Here is a 14,220-nt window from a genome sequence, read left to right as displayed (position 1 = left end):
GTTGCCGGAACCCAGCCAAGGACACAACAGAATGACCAAGAACACCAAGGTTTCCCTGACGGTCGTGGCCGTCGTGATCGCGGTCGTGGCCGCGTTGCTCGTCTTCACCAATCTCGGTGACGACACCCCAGCCGCGCAGGCGGACGCGCCTCCGGTGATACCCGCGTCGATCCTCGTCCGGCCCGACAGCCACCGGCTCTCCGACCCGCCGGGCAGCAAGGTGACCGTCGTGGAGTTCCTCGACCTCGAATGCGAGGCGTGCGGCGCCGCCTTCCCGGGCGTCGAGCGGCTCCGAGCCGAGTACGGCGACCGGGTCACCTTCGTCATGCGTTATTTCCCCATCCCCAGTCACCGGAACGCCGAGCTCGCCGCCCGGGCCGTGGAAGCGGCGGGCCAACAGGGCAAGCTCGAACCGATGTACCGCCTGATGTTCGAGAAGCAGCCGGAGTGGGGCGACCAGCAGGTCTCCCATCGCGAAACCTTCCTCGGCTTCGCGCGGCAGCTGGGCCTCGATCTCAAGGCCTTCGAGACCGCGTTGGACGACCAAGTCACCCTCGGCCGGGTGCTGGCCGACCGCACCGACGGCGCGAACATCGGCGTCGAGGGCACACCGACGTTCTTCGTCAACGGCGTGAAGTTCTCGGGCTCGCCGTCCTATCAGGGCCTCAAGGCGGCCATCGACCGGGAACTGGCCAAGTGAAGCCGTTCGCCGTCCGGGCGACGCCGTGGGTCCTGCTCGCCGGCGGCGCGATCGGGCTGCTGGCGTCGTTCGTCCTCACCATCGAGAAGTTCCGGCTGCTCAAGGATTTCTCCTACATCCCGACCTGCAGTATCAACCCGGTCCTCAGCTGCGGCTCGATCATGAAGACACCGCAGGCGGAACTGTTCGGCTTCCCGAACCCGCTGCTGGGGATCGCCGGATTCGGCGTGGTCGTCACGACCGGGGTCGTCCTGCTCGGCGGGGCGCGGCTCCCTCGGTGGTACTGGCTGGGCCTCCAGATCGGCTCGGCACTCGGTGTCGTGTTCGTGCACTGGCTGATGATCCAGAGCCTGTACGTCATCGGCGCACTGTGTCCCTACTGCATGGTCGTGTGGGCGATCACCATCGCCGTCTTCTGGTACACGACCCTGCACAACCTCCACAAAGGACCGGAGGTGAAGGCGGCGCTCCGGTACCACAGCGTGGTGCTCGTGGTCTGGTACGCCGCCGTCACCGTCGCGGTCCTTCAGGCCTTCTGGAGTTACTGGACGACGCTCGTCTGAAGACGGCTCCGGTCGAGACCACGCAACCCGAAGGCGCAGACGGCACCGATCACCGTCAAGGCGAGCCAGGGGAACTCCGGGAAACCCGCCCGGCGCGCGAGGTCGAAGACGGTGCCGGTGAACAGGTTGCCGAGGAGGATGCCCACGCCGACGATCGTGTTGTAGAAGCCGTAATGCGTGGCGACGAGCCGATCGCCGGAAAGCCGCACGACGGTGTCCATTTCGAACGGGAAGACGACGACCGTCCCCACCGCCAGCAGGGCCGCGGAGACGAGCAATCCGGCTCCCGCGACGACCGGGCCCGCCCTGGCGACGGTCAGCGGCGCGACGAAGGCCGCGGCCATGAACGTCATGCCCACGGCCAGGCAGGTGCCGGGCGGCCACCGGTCCTTGGCCCAGGCCGTGATCTTGAGTTGCCCGGCGATCGCGAGCCCGCCGGAGATCACGAACAGCCCGGCGATGAGCACGGTCGCCGACGTCTCCGATCCGGTGATCCGGCGGGCCTCCATCGGAAGCGCCAGATAGGTCTGGAAGGACAGCACGTACGAGCCGATCATGACCAGCGCGAAGAGCAGGAAGTAGCGATTCGCCATGACGACGCGCCAATCCGACCAGACCGACGAGCGGTCGCGTTCGTTCTCGTGCGCGGGCAGCGCCCGTATCTGCACCACGGTCAGGACGCCGAAGACGGCGGCGGCGACCAGGCAGGTCAACCGGAAGTCGACGGCGGTCAGCGCGAGCCCGACCACCGGCCCGGCCAGGATCCCGCCCTGGTAGAACACGTTGAACACCGAGAAGGCCTCGAGCCGCCGCTCCCCCGCGTCCGCGGCCAGATAGGCGCGGACCGCCGGATTGAACAGCGCCCCGGCGAATCCGGTGGCCGCGGACGCGACGATCAGCGACGGCAACGACGATGTCACGCTCAACAACGCGAACCCCGCCGTCCTCAGCACGCATCCGGCGACGATGAGCGGTTTGTAGCCGAACCGGTCGGCCAGCGTGCCCCCGACCAGGAACATGCCCTGCTGCGAGAAGTTCCGGATGCCCAGCACCAGACCGACGGCCCAGCCCGCCAGCCCCAGCGGGCCAGAAAGATAGCCCGCCAGGTACGGCATCAGCATGTAGAACCCGACGTTGATGGTGAACTGGTTGACCATCAGCACCTTGCTGGGCCGGTCGAACGACCGGAACCGCTCCGCGAACCCGGTCACCGTGCGGGATCCACGATCGTGCGGCACCGGGTCCAGCGTTCCACCACGCGTTCGCCGGGGTGGCCGATGACGTCCGGTTCCCTCGCCGGGGCCACGTCGAGCAGCCCGTGTCCCGCGCAGTACTCGTCGTTGTAGACGGTGTCGAAGTAACGCTGGGGGCCGTCCGGGAAGATCGCGGCGATCCGCACGTCCGGATCGTGTGTGCGGGCCAGCCAGGCGGCCACGAGGGCGACCGCGCCGACGCTCCAGCCGCCGGTCGCGTACTGGGCGGCGGCGAGACGGCGGCAGGTCCACACCGCCTCGGCCGGGGCGACCCAGTGGACCTCCTCGAACGCGTCGTAGTCGACGTTCCGCGGATGAATGCTCGACCCGAGCCCCCGCATCAGCCGTGAGGTGGCTGGCTGCCCGAAGATCGTCGAGCCGACGGTGTCCACGCCGATCAGGCGCAGCTGCGGGGAATACCGCCGCAGCGCGCGGAAGGTCCCGGCCGAATGCCCGCCGGTGCCGACCGAGCACACCAGCACGTCGATCCGGCCCAGCTGCGCGGCCAGTTCCTCGGCAAGGCCCGCGTACGCGTCGACGTTGTCCGGGTTGTGGTACTGGTCAGGACACCAGGAGCCGGGGTGTTCCGTCAGCACCCGCTGGACCCGGTCGCGGCGCGCCTGCTGCCAGCCGCCCACCGGATGGGGTTCGGTGACGAGGTCGACGCGGGTGCCGTGCGCGGTGAGCATCCGCCGCACGATCGGTTCCATCCCGGGATCGGTGACGAGGGTGACCGGATGCCCGTGGACGATCCCGGCCAGCGCGAGCCCGAGCCCGAGTGTCCCGCTGGTCGACTCGACGATCGTCGCGCCGTCGGCCAGCTCGCCGCGGGCCTTGGCCGCCGCCACCATGTGCAACGCGGGGCGGTCCTTCATGCCGCCGGGGTTGAAGCCCTCCAGTTTGGCCCAGAAACCCTTACCGGAGCCGGTGAGTCGTTCGTCGATCCAGAGCACGGGCGTGTTGCCGACGGCAAGCGCCGCGCGCTGGGGCAGGACAGCGTTCATCGAGGATTCGTCTTTCTGTGCGGTACGGACGGAAGCAGGACGGTGCGACGTCCATCAGGTCCGCGAAACGCACAACTCGACGAGTGTCCGGTATCCCCTCCGCCCGGCGGAAAGCAGACGTGTCTTCCCTTGCGGCACGGGCGAAACCACGCCCACCGTCGAGGACGAAAGATCCGGCGCCGAGGGAGACTCCTCGCTTCGCACGGCGAGGGTGGTGAGCGAGCGGGCGTGCGCGTGTCCCTCACGAGGCGGGCAGTCATGCGAAGCCGACGTGGCGGCTGCCTCGACGTGCCCGTCGAGGCAGCCGACAGCTCCCGAACCAGCCACGACCAGCAGCAGCAAGGCCACCACGAGTCGACGAAGAGTAGCCGGAGAGACACTCACGGTTCCCACCGTAGCAAATCTCCCACGCGTCTTAGTACTAGGTGTCTTAGTAGGACTTCACCGCACGCTCACAACCGTCCCCGTACTACTAAGCGCGATAGTTGAACCTGCGCGACAGGAGATTCGGCACCCGTGACCCCCTCTAGGCGCTCGCCGCGGCATCCCCTCGCCGCCACCGCCGCCCTCATGCTCCTCGGCTTCGGTGCGCTCCCCGCGAGCGCGCAACCGGCGCCGGACGGCCAGGATCCGATGCGGCGCTATCAGGAACTCGGCGCCCAGGCGGCCAAGGCCGACGAGGACCTGCAGGAATCCCAGGACCGGCTGAAGACCCGCGAGACCGAGCGCGACCAGGCGACGGCCGCTCTCGGCCGGGCCAACGGAGACCTCACGCAGGCCCAGTCGGCGATCGATCGGTTCCGGCCCCAGGCCGAGGCGATCGCGCGGTCCGCGATGAGCGGCGAGCGGCTCGGCAACGCCGTCCTGCTGCTCGACAGCGGCAGCAGGCAGGAGTTCCTCGACCGTTCCTCGGCGCTGTCGGTCCTGGCCGACGAGAAGGCCAAGGCATTGAACGGCCTGCGTGACGCGCTCGGGAAGGCCCAGGCGGCACGCGCCACGGCGGCGGACGCGCGGGAAACGGCCCAGCTCGCGGCGAACGACGCGACGGTGGCGCTGGAGCAGGTCCGCACCCGCAAGAAGGACCTCGACGACCAGATCGCCAAGGTGCGGCAGGCACTCGGCGAACTGCCGGCCGCGGACAAGGCGAAACTCGGCAAGGTCCAGGACAAGGGCTCCTATCTCGGCCCGCCCGGCGCCGCGAACGACGCACTGCAGGCGGCGCTGTCCAAACGGGGCTCACAATACGAATGGGGCGCCACCGGGCCGAGCGAATTCGACTGCTCCGGCCTGACGTCGTGGGCGTACAAGCAGGCCGGCATCTCGCTCCCGCGCACCAGCCGCCAGCAGTACACCGTGGGGAAGCCCGTCCCGCTGGACGCGCTCGTGCCCGGCGACCTCGTCTTCTACGACGACGGAACCGGCAATCCCGGGGCCATCCACCACGTCGGAATGTACGTCGGCAGCGGCAAGATGGTCGACGCGCCGACCGAGGGCCAGCTCGTCGACGTCCGTTCGGTCAAGGGCGACGGGCACCTGATGGGCGCACGGCGCGTCGTCGGCTGAGCGGGGGCGGCACAGTATCCTTCCCGGCGGAGGTGTCATGCAACGGCTGGGCGAGCTCGAAGCGTCGGTGATGGACGTGCTCTGGGACGCGGCGGAACCCTTGCGGGTGCGCCAAGTCCTCGATGCGATCAACCGGGATCGCGACCTCGCCTACACCACGGTGATGACCGTGCTCGACAACCTGCACCGCAAGGAATGGGTCGAACGCGAAATGGAGAATCGCGCGTATCGTTACCGCGCCGTGGCGACCCGGGAGGAGGCCACCGCACAAAGCCTCCGCGAACTCCTCGACGCTTCGGAAGACCGGGAATCCGTGCTGCTGCATTTCGCGCGCTCGGTCACCGAAGAGGAGTCGGACATCCTGCGGCGGGCCTTGCGACGGAAGCCCGGCAAGCGATGATCCTGGCGGCGGTGCTCCTGTTCGGCGTGGTGGTGACCGGCTGGTTCTCACCCCGGCTGCTGGGCAGGCTGACCGCCGGCGGGATCAGCCCCGGCACCGCGCTCGCGTGGTGGCTGCTGACCGCGGCGGGCGTCCTCGCCGGCACGCTCGGCGCTGTCCTGCTCCTCGTCCTGCCGGACCACGGCCCCGCCGGGGCCATCACCCGGATCCTCCACGAATGCTGGGCGGCCGTCGGCCACAGCGGCCTTCCGGGCCTCGATCCGGTCGCCGGGACCTTCGCCGCCATCGCGCTCGCGATCGCGGCGGCCCGGCTCGCGCTGTCCACCGCGCGGCGGCGGAAACGCAGCACGCTCCTGCACCGGCGCCATCTCGACGTGCTCCGGCTGTCCGGCGCGCGACCGGGGCCGACCCTGTGGCTGCCCGACGATCGTCCGATCGCCTACAGCCTCGGCGGCCGCGACGGCCTGATCGTCGCCAGCCAGGGTCTGGCCGGAAGGCTGTCGTCCCGTGAACTGGCCGCGGTGCTGGCCCACGAACGCGCCCATCTGCGCGGCAGGCACCACTTCCTCGCCGGCTGCGCCGAAACACTCGGCCGCACGTTGCGTTTCGTGCCGCTCATGCGAGAACTCCCCGGCGCGGTCCGGCTGCTGGTCGAACTGGCGGCCGACCGGGCGGCCGCGGCCGGGCACGGACCGGACACCGTGCGCTCGGCGCTGTTGTCCATCCAGGCCGCCGACGGCGACACCGCGCTCCGGCTGCGTTGGCTGGCGCGGCACCCGAGCGGGCCGTCGCGATTTCCGGAACGGGTGCGGGCCGTCGCGGGCGGAACACTGGCCTTGTTCGCCCCGCCCGTGCTCACCGTCGGCATGATGTTCACGGCGGGCCTTGTTTCCTGCTGGTGAAAGAAACGCGTTCGTCACCGATGCGGACGAACGGGTTCAGCGCGGACACCATCAGGTGATCCCCGTTTTCCGGCCTTGACCGCCGCTTTCCCGAATGGACGTACGCACGTCGCTGTCAGTCGTTCGCCGGTCAGGGAATCGGGGACGGCAAATCGTGCAGTTTCCACTCACACGAGTGAGGGATGACCATTCCACTGAGCCGGAAAGGCGAATTCACAGCGCTACTCAAATGGCGGCATTCGCGCGACGTCCCGTTGTCGTAACGTCGAATGAGGAGGGTTTCCCGCACTGAATTTCCTGGAGGTTTTCGTGATCCGACGCCCCCTGCGCACCTTGACCGTCCTGATCGGCGCCGCGGCGGCAGTCACCGCCTTCGCGGCCCCGGCTTCGGCGGCGACAGCGGTGCTGAACGAAGCGGCCGGACCGGCCACTTTGGCCGCCGCGCAGCAGAAACTCGGCACCTCGCTCGGCGCCGCGTTCGCCGGCACCTGGCTGGACACCACGACCGGCGAACTCGTCGTCGGCACCACCGACGCGCGCCAGTCGGCCAGGATCCGCGCCGCGGGCGCGAATCCGAAGGTACTCAGGCACAGCACCGCCGAACTGAAGCGAATCCAGTCCACATTGGACAACAGAACCGGGGATCTGCCCGATTCGGTCGCCGGCTGGTACGTCGACGTACCGGCGAACCAGGTCGTGGTGAGCGTGGTGGGCGGTGATCCCGCGGGCCGGGCGTGGGCCGCCTCCGCCGGCGTACCGGTACGGGTGGACCACGTGAAGAGCGCGCCGCGGCCGTTGTGGAGCGTGGTCGGCGGCCAGGGTCTGTACTTCAGCGGTGGCGCCTGCTCGGTCGGGTTCAACGCCTACGACGAGGACGACCATTACGTGATCACCGCGGGCCACTGCACCGAACTCGGCGGCACGGTGCGCGGCGTCGGCGGCACGATCGGCAAGGTCGCGAAATCGTCCTTCCCCGGGAACGACTACGGGACGGTCAAGGTGACGCATTCCGACGTCTCGACCCCGCCCCGCGTCGACCGCTACGAGGACGGTACCGACGTACGGATCGAGGGGGCCGACGTGGTCGGTGTCGGCGGCCGGATCTGCCGGTCCGGGATCACCACCCACTGGCACTGCGGACGCGTCGAAGCCCTGGACCAGACGGTGAACTACGGCAACGGGAACATCGTGCGAGGCCTCACCCAGACCGACGCCTGCGCCGAGCCCGGTGACTCCGGCGGCTCGTTCGTCAGCCGTCCTTCGTCGGGCTCCGGCACGAAACTGGTGCAGGCGCAGGGCATGACCTCGGGCGGCTCCGGTGACTGCAGCGAAGGCGGCACCACGTTCTTCCAGCCCGTCAAGGAGGTGCTCGACCGCTACGACCTGACGCTGGAAAAGGACTGATCTCCCGCGGCGAGGGGCGGCCGGTCCTCCGGTCGCCCCTCGATCAGCGCGGCGAGCTCCCCCGCTTCGAGGACGAGCGTCTCGATCTCGGCCCAGCGGCGGCGGAGGCGCTCGGGATCGGCGACCAGCGTGCCGGAAACCATGCCCAGGAACAGGTTCGCGTCGGTTCCGATCTCCGCGAGACGCAGGAAGGGACGGCGTTCCTCTTCGGTTCCCGCTCCGTGCGACGCGGCCCGTTCGCGGGCGCGCATCCCGGCGTCGTGGCAGGCGTCGACGAGCAGGGTCCGGATCTCCTCCGTCCGGTTCCCCGGGCTCGCGGGAGGTTTCCCCATCAACGGGAAGATGTTCCAGGCCACCGACAGCAGGCAGTCGGCCACGTCGTCCATCGACTCCACGTCCACCGGGCGAGTGTTCCGGCCCGTGCCTCCTGCCAGGCGGAATGACTCGCGGGAACGGCAGGGTCGACCCGATCGGGTGGCGAGCCTGGTGCGTGGGAAGGACGGTTCTAACCGTCCTTGCCACGCACGAGACTCGGCACCTCCTGGTCGTCGAGCGCCCGCACGTCGGCCATGCGCAGGCCGGCGATCAGTCCGGAAAGTCCTTGGTGGCCTTCGGGCCGGATCGCGAGGATGCCGCTGGCGAAGAACAGCAGGTTCGCGAGCGGCTCGAAGCCTCCATTGACCACCGAAGCCAGGGTGAGCAGCGTGAAATAGCCGCCGGACCCGGTCAGGAATCGCACGATCATCCGCCACAGGGCGGGTTTCCCGCCGTCCGGACCGGCGGGGCGCAGCAACACGACGCGCTGCCCGAAGCTGGCGCCGTTACCCACCACCGGGATGACGAACAGCAGGAGCAGCGCGGGCAGGAAGGTGCCGATCAGCGCGGTCACCACGGTGTTCGGTTCACCCACGAGCAGGGTCGTCACGATCCCGACCGTCGTGCCGAGCAGGATGACGGACACGACGTCGACGGCCATCCCGAGCAAGCGGCGGCGCGCGGTGACCGGCCGCGGTGTCCCGGGCGGCGCGGACGGTTCGTTCCCCGGCAGCAGCCGCAGCAACGGGGCGAGCCCGAACCCGACGGCGGCGCCGAGGGTGTTGGTCAGCAGGTCGTCGACGTCGGCCAGCCGGTACGGGCACTCGAACAGGAACCAGACCCCGGTCAGCTGGGTGCCTTCGATGAACAACGAGACCACGAAGCCGATGGCGACGGTGGTGAGGAAACCCCGCCGGAAGAGGTGCCGCACGAACATCCCCAGCGGCACGAACAAGGCGACGTTGAACACCGCCTGCTGGACGGCCGGATTGCGCAGGAACGCCCGCAGCCCCGCGCCGGTCTGTTCACGGCGGATGTCGGCGACGAACTGGAAGGGGCGCAGTTGCAGATGGCTGGACGCGTGTTCGGCGCACCACGCCGTCGTCGTCTCGGGGATGGGGAGCAACGTGTACGTCCACAGCGACATGGCGTAGACCAGGAACCCGAACACCAGCAGAACCCGCCAGAGCCCGAGTTCGCCGCGGCGCCGGTAGCTCGCGGCGATGTACGGGACGGCCAGGAAGCCCGCGAGCACGAAACCCGCGAACACCGCGATGACCGCGGAGATGGTCGGATCAGTCACTCGCGGAAGCTAACAACGCGCGCTCCGGCGCACCCGTCACGCCACCTGGCCGGGTGACGGCGTCGGACGGCGCCAGCGTGCGCTGATGCGCCAGCGCCGCGATGGCGAAGGTCAGGTGGACGACAACCCAGTTGCGGTCTTCGCGATGGACCCGCTGCAGCAGGTCGAGGGAAGCATCGCCCGGCGTACGGCCCTGACGGCAGGCGTCGATGAAGGCCTGGGTCAGTTCGTCGACGTTCCTCCGGAACTCCGCGAAGGTGTCGGACGGCTGGGCATTGGTGCAGAAATCCACGGTCACGTCACAGAGCGTTCCATAGCGCGACACAAAGTTACGAATTGGCGGAGTGCGAATCACTCACGTGAGGTAGTCGGGGAGCGAATCTGTGCTCTGCGTCACGCCGACGCGAGCCCGGCGGGCATGCGGCGTTCCCGTTCGGCCGCGTTCGCCCGGCGGGTGACCGGGAACCGCTGGTCGAGTTCGACCAGCAGCGGCGTCGCCGCCATCAGCACCAGAAGCGCGAACCCGGCGTAGGCACCCAAAGTCGCGATGATCGTCATTTCGGCCTCCTCGTTCCCGTGCCGCCCGTTCCGGCGGCCTGGAACCAGGATCGCCTCCCGGCAGGGGGCGGCGGATCGGTCATCCGGCGGAGACGCCTCCACCGGTCGGCCTTTTCGGCACTGTCCGATCGGCCGATCCCGGGCGACGGTGCAGCAGGTCGAACCGCGACCACATGGCCTCGGCCGCCTCGATCGACTCCCCGGTGCGGACCGGGTCGACGGCGGCGAGTTGCGCGACGATCGCCTGCACCAGGCTCATCCCCGCGGTCAGCGACGGGAAGAAGGTCACGCCCTCGGCGGGCACCATCAACACCTGCTCCACGGCGCCCGCGAGCGCGGGACTCGCCGCGTCGGTGATGGCGAAGGCGCGTGCTCCCCTGGCCTTCGCTTCGTTCGCGGCGAGCACGGTGCTTTCGTACAGGCGCCAGAAACTGATCGCGATGAGCACGTCTTCGGAGGAGAGCTTCGCCGTGGCGTTGGCGAGTTCGGCGTCGCCCGCGGTGATCGCGTGGACGTCGTACCCGGCGAGCCGGGCGTTGTGCGCGAACGCGATCCCGACCGCGGCGTAACTGCCGTCGGCGATGACGACCGTCCGGCGCGCCCCCGCGACGGCTTCGGCGACCTGGCGGATCTCGTCCTCGGCGAACCGCCGGTTGAGCAGGGCGAGGCTGTCGAGGTCCCGGCGCAACGAAGCCGAACCCGGCGAGTCGACATCCCGGTGTTCCTCGGCCACCTGCGGCGCGCTCAGCGACGACATGTACCGCGCCCGCAACTCCTGTTGCAGCGCCGGCCAGCCGGCGAACCCGAGCGCCTGCGCCGTCCGGGTGACGGTGGCGACGTTGACCCCGGCGAGCTGGGCGAGCTCCGCCGTCGAGCCGAACGACGCCCGGCGCGGTTGCGAGACCAGCACCTCGAGCACCGCGGCCGACTTCGGCCGCAGGCCTCGTTCCGGTGTCCGATCCCGAAGCCACGCCTCGAAACCGTCGTCGGTTCCCGTCTCTGTCACGCACGCCCTCCCTCGACCGCGCCACGGTAACGCATCGTGCCCGTCGAACCACTTGCAACGACCATTGCAGTTTTGCCGAAACGCAGTATACGTTGTCCGCACTCTCGTCTCTCCTAGTCGCCCGAACCACGGAAGGCGTTCCCCATGACGCTTCTGGCCCGACTGGACCGGCTCCCGCTGAGCCGTCCCCACTACAAACTCCTGCTCATCGGCGGACTCGGTTACACCTTCGACGGCATGGACTCCGCCGTCGTCGCCTTCCTCCTGCCGAGCGCGAAAGCCGCCTGGGGCCTGGACAACGGCCAGCTCGGGCTGATCGGATCGGCGACGCCGTTCGGCTTTCTGTTCGGCGCGATCGCCGCCGGCCTGCTGGGCGACCGCATCGGCCGCAAGAAGGTCATGATGTACGCGCTCGCCTTCTACGCGGTGTTCTCGGTGGTCGCGGCCTTCTCCCCCAACTACGAGGTCTTCCTGGGCGCGCGGGTGCTGGCCGGAGCGGGCGCGGGCGCCGAAAGCGCGATCATCGCGCCGTTCCTGTCGGAATTCGTCCCCGCCAAACGACGCGGCTGGTTCGTCGGCGCGCTGGCCGGGTTCTTCTCGTTCGGATTCGTCATGGCCGCGCTGATCGGGCGGTTCGTCGTCCCGACCGTGCCGGAGGGCTGGCGGGTCGCACAGCTGATCACCGCGCTGCCGATCGTCATGCTGCTGTGGTGGCGCCGCTCGCTGCCGGAATCACCGAGGTTCCTGGTCGCGAACGGACGTCACGCCGAGGCCGAAAAGATCGTCTCGAAACTCGAACGGGACGTCGAAAAGGCGACAGGGCAAGCACTTCCGGCCGTCGCCGAGGCCGATGCCCAGCCCGCGACGGAGACCCCCAAGGTCAATCTCCTCAGCGCGTTGAAGTTCCTGTGGAGCCCGGCGATGGCCCGCCGCACCGCGGTGATCTGGACCGTCTGGTTCGTGATCACGTTCTCCTACTACGGCTTCTTCTCCTGGATCCCGACGCTGCTCGTCGAGCGCGGCATCACGGTGACCAAGAGCTTCGAGTTCTCGATCATCATCTACCTGGCGCAGATCCCCGGGTACTTCTCCGCCGCGTGGCTGTCGGAACGGCTCGACCGCAAGCACACCATCGCGTTGTACCTCGCCGGGTCGGCGGTGAGCGCGTTCTGGCTGAGCCAGATGGACGCGCCGTGGTCGATCACCCTCGCCGGGGCGGTGCTGTCGTTCTTCCTCAACGGCACGTACGCCGGCGTGTACTCCTACACCCCCGAGGTGTTCCCGACCTGGATCCGCGCCAGCGGCACCGGGCTGTCCAGTGCGTTCGGCCGGGTCGGCAGCATCCTGGCCCCGACGATCATCGGCCTGTCCGCCGCCAGCCTCGGCTTCGCGGGCGTCTTCGGCCTCACCACCGCTGTCCTCGCGGCCGGGGTGGTGTGCGTGGTCGTGTTCGGCCTGTCCACCGCCGGCCGTTCCCTGGAAGAACTGACCGAACACGGCGCGCCCGTGAAAACCGCCAAGGAGATGACGAAGTGACCGTGTCACTGTCCACTGTGGAGGACAAGACCCGAGCCACGATCGGCGTACGGCTGTTCACCGTGCTGGCCTGGGTGCCCGAACGGCGGGCGCTGCGGCGAGTGCACAGCAGCCACCCCGTCGAATACCCGGTCGGCGGCGAGAAGACCGTCGAGGTCGCCGCCGGGTGGCTGGACCGGTGCATCACCGGGCAGGAGCCGTACTTCGGACCCGACAGCGCGGCGGTGCGGGAGATCTTCGCCGACCACGAACTCATCGACAGCCTCGGCTGCGGGGCGGTGATCAACGTGCCGGTGGTCGACGACGGCCGCACCCTCGGCGTCCTCAACCTCCTCGACGCGGAAGGCCACTACGACGAGGATTCCGTCGCGGTGGCGCGATCTCTGGCACCGTTGGCGGTCCCGGCCCTGTGCGAACTCCTGGAGGAGACCCGATGAACGGATCGCTGCTGCTGCGCGACGCCCGCCTGCTCGACCCGGTCACCGGCGAGTACACCGAGGGCGACCTCCGGTGCGCCGACGGCCGGATCGTCGAGATCGGCACCGGTCTCACCGCGGGCGACGCGCGGACCGAGGACCTGCGCGGCGCGTTCGTGCTGCCGGGGCTCGTCGACGCCCACGTGCACGTCACCGCGTCCACCGCGGATCTCGGGTCGCTGCCCGCGTCGTCACCGGCGTACGTGACCGCGCACAGTGCCCGCACCATGAGCCGGATGCTGGACCGGGGCTTCACGACGGTCCGTGACGCTTCCGGCGCCGACTACGGCCTCTCGGACGCACAGGCCGAGGGGTTGTTCCGCGGCCCGCGGCTGCTGTTCTGCGGCCGCGCGCTGAGCCAGACCGGCGGGCACGGCGACAGCCGGACGCGGGGCGCCAACACCAGCGAAGACCACCCGTGCTGCGCCGGTCTCGGCCGGGTCGCCGACGGGGTCGACGCGGTCCGCGCGGCGGCGCGCGACGAACTGCGCAAGGGAGCGCACCACATCAAGGTGATGGCCTCCGGCGGCGTCGCCTCCCCCACCGACCGGATCGACTCGACGCAGTACTCCGGCGAGGAGCTGCGCGCCATCGTCGAGGAGGCAGAAGCCGCCAACCGCTACGTCGCCGCGCACGCGTACACCGCCCGCGCGGTGAACCGCGCGCTGGAACTGGGTGTCCGGTCGATCGAGCACGGCAACCTGATCGACGATCTCAGTGTCGAACTGTTCCTCCGGCACGACGCGTACCTCGTCCCGACCCTGGTGACGTACTGGGCGCTGAAGGAGGAAGGGCGCGAGCACGGGCTGCCGGAATCCAGCTGGCGCAAGGTCGACGAGGTGCTCGGCGCGGGTATGGCCGCTTTGGAGCGGGCCGCGCGCGGCGGGGTGAAACTGGTGTACGGCAGTGATCTCCTCGGCGGGATGCACCGGCACCAGAACCACGAGTTCCGGTTGCGCGGCGAGGTCCAGTCCGCGCTGGAGGTGATCCGCTCCGCGACGTCGACGGCGGCGGATCTGCTGAACCTGACCGGCGAGATCGGCACGCTCGCGCCGGGCGCGCACGCGGATCTGGTGATCGTCGACCGGGATCCGCTGGAGGACGTCGGCGTGCTGGCGGAGCCGGAGAAGTTCCGGTACGTCGTGCAGGGTGGGACCGTCGTGTCCGCCTGACTCGCGCGGCCACCTGGTCCGGTCCGTGAAGGCCTCCTTCCCTACTCTGAAGGTAGGGAAGGAGG

Annotated in this window: 17 protein-coding genes; 9 read left to right on the top strand and 8 right to left on the bottom strand. The window is 69.4% G+C overall.

The window, feature by feature from the left end:
- The first annotated feature begins 31 nt into the window (after window positions 1-31).
- Together ED92_RS12360 and ED92_RS12355 are read left to right on the top strand one after the other, a co-directional pair.
- Entirely contained in the window at window positions 32-700 is a 669-nt protein-coding gene (locus tag ED92_RS12360; protein WP_037337129.1) for a thioredoxin domain-containing protein, read from the top strand.
- Complete coding sequence (locus tag ED92_RS12355; RefSeq protein WP_037337126.1) at window positions 697-1,263, top strand: vitamin K epoxide reductase family protein; 567 nt, start codon at window positions 697-699, stop codon at window positions 1,261-1,263. Before ED92_RS12360 ends, ED92_RS12355 begins: the two co-directional genes overlap by 4 nt.
- On the opposite strand, the gene ED92_RS12350 is transcribed toward ED92_RS12355, so the two are convergent.
- Genes ED92_RS12350 through ED92_RS41870 form a run of 3 tightly spaced genes read right to left on the bottom strand, consistent with a single transcriptional unit; the run spans window position 1,242 to window position 3,871 of the window.
- Window positions 1,242-2,474 (bottom strand): MFS transporter, encoded by a 1,233-nt coding sequence (locus ED92_RS12350; RefSeq protein WP_037339854.1) that lies wholly within the window; start codon window positions 2,472-2,474, stop codon window positions 1,242-1,244. The genes ED92_RS12355 and ED92_RS12350 overlap by 22 nt on opposite strands.
- Entirely contained in the window at window positions 2,471-3,520 is a 1,050-nt protein-coding gene (locus ED92_RS12345; RefSeq protein WP_052120498.1) for a PLP-dependent cysteine synthase family protein, read from the bottom strand. Before ED92_RS12345 ends, ED92_RS12350 begins: the two co-directional genes overlap by 4 nt.
- A gap of 54 nt (window positions 3,521-3,574) precedes the next feature.
- The gene (locus tag ED92_RS41870) at window positions 3,575-3,871 is read right to left on the bottom strand and encodes a hypothetical protein (protein WP_200882697.1); all 297 of its coding nucleotides are present in this window, start codon (window positions 3,869-3,871) and stop codon (window positions 3,575-3,577) included.
- Between the two features lie 165 nt (window positions 3,872-4,036).
- Here ED92_RS41870 and ED92_RS12340 point away from each other — a divergent pair, with 165 nt between their 5' ends.
- The 4 genes from ED92_RS12340 to ED92_RS12325 all read left to right on the top strand — a co-directional run bounded on the left by ED92_RS12340 (window position 4,037) and on the right by ED92_RS12325 (window position 7,789).
- The gene (locus ED92_RS12340; protein WP_037337123.1) at window positions 4,037-5,083 is read left to right on the top strand and encodes a C40 family peptidase; all 1,047 of its coding nucleotides are present in this window, start codon (window positions 4,037-4,039) and stop codon (window positions 5,081-5,083) included.
- 37 nt (window positions 5,084-5,120) lie between these two features.
- Window positions 5,121-5,483, top strand: coding sequence for a BlaI/MecI/CopY family transcriptional regulator (locus tag ED92_RS12335; RefSeq protein ID WP_037337120.1), 363 nt, complete (start codon window positions 5,121-5,123; stop codon window positions 5,481-5,483).
- A complete protein-coding gene (locus ED92_RS12330; protein WP_037337117.1) occupies window positions 5,480-6,385 on the top strand; it encodes a M56 family metallopeptidase in 906 nt (301 codons plus the stop codon). The genes ED92_RS12335 and ED92_RS12330 overlap by 4 nt, the downstream gene beginning before the upstream one ends.
- Before the next feature lie 309 nt (window positions 6,386-6,694).
- Window positions 6,695-7,789 carry a S1 family peptidase gene (locus tag ED92_RS12325; protein ID WP_037337114.1) on the top strand — a complete coding sequence of 365 codons (1,095 nt, stop codon included), beginning with the start codon at window positions 6,695-6,697 and terminating at the stop codon, window positions 7,787-7,789.
- Here the strand turns inward: ED92_RS12325 and ED92_RS12320 are convergent.
- The 5 genes from ED92_RS12320 to ED92_RS12305 form a co-directional block, all read right to left on the bottom strand.
- Window positions 7,762-8,190, bottom strand: coding sequence for a hypothetical protein (locus tag ED92_RS12320; protein ID WP_052120496.1), 429 nt, complete (start codon window positions 8,188-8,190; stop codon window positions 7,762-7,764). The genes ED92_RS12325 and ED92_RS12320 overlap by 28 nt on opposite strands.
- A gap of 104 nt (window positions 8,191-8,294) precedes the next feature.
- Entirely contained in the window at window positions 8,295-9,407 is a 1,113-nt protein-coding gene (locus ED92_RS12315) for a VanZ family protein (RefSeq protein WP_037337111.1), read from the bottom strand.
- Complete coding sequence (locus tag ED92_RS12310; RefSeq protein ID WP_037337108.1) at window positions 9,400-9,705, bottom strand: hypothetical protein; 306 nt, start codon at window positions 9,703-9,705, stop codon at window positions 9,400-9,402. Before ED92_RS12310 ends, ED92_RS12315 begins: the two co-directional genes overlap by 8 nt.
- 95 nt (window positions 9,706-9,800) lie before the next feature.
- Window positions 9,801-9,965 (bottom strand): hypothetical protein, encoded by a 165-nt coding sequence (locus ED92_RS42895; protein ID WP_162483736.1) that lies wholly within the window; start codon window positions 9,963-9,965, stop codon window positions 9,801-9,803.
- A 79-nt stretch (window positions 9,966-10,044) separates the two neighbouring features.
- Window positions 10,045-10,971 (bottom strand): MurR/RpiR family transcriptional regulator, encoded by a 927-nt coding sequence (locus ED92_RS12305; protein ID WP_037337104.1) that lies wholly within the window; start codon window positions 10,969-10,971, stop codon window positions 10,045-10,047.
- A 144-nt stretch (window positions 10,972-11,115) separates the two neighbouring features.
- Between ED92_RS12305 and ED92_RS12300 the strand changes: the two genes are divergently transcribed.
- From ED92_RS12300 to ED92_RS12290, 3 genes are read left to right on the top strand one after another with little or no spacing between them, the layout of a single operon-like run.
- The gene (locus tag ED92_RS12300) at window positions 11,116-12,507 is read left to right on the top strand and encodes an MFS transporter (protein WP_037337101.1); all 1,392 of its coding nucleotides are present in this window, start codon (window positions 11,116-11,118) and stop codon (window positions 12,505-12,507) included.
- Complete coding sequence (locus tag ED92_RS12295; RefSeq protein ID WP_037337098.1) at window positions 12,504-12,944, top strand: GAF domain-containing protein; 441 nt, start codon at window positions 12,504-12,506, stop codon at window positions 12,942-12,944. The genes ED92_RS12300 and ED92_RS12295 overlap by 4 nt, the downstream gene beginning before the upstream one ends.
- A complete protein-coding gene (locus ED92_RS12290; RefSeq protein WP_037337095.1) occupies window positions 12,941-14,155 on the top strand; it encodes an amidohydrolase family protein in 1,215 nt (404 codons plus the stop codon). The genes ED92_RS12295 and ED92_RS12290 overlap by 4 nt, the downstream gene beginning before the upstream one ends.
- Window positions 14,156-14,220: the final 65 nt, after the last annotated feature.

Origin of the sequence: Amycolatopsis sp. MJM2582, assembly GCF_000754115.1 — a bacterium.
Classification (GTDB): domain Bacteria; phylum Actinomycetota; class Actinomycetes; order Mycobacteriales; family Pseudonocardiaceae; genus Amycolatopsis; species Amycolatopsis japonica.
Note: the sequence above shows the minus strand (reverse complement) of the source record. Positions and strands in the feature narration are given on the sequence as shown.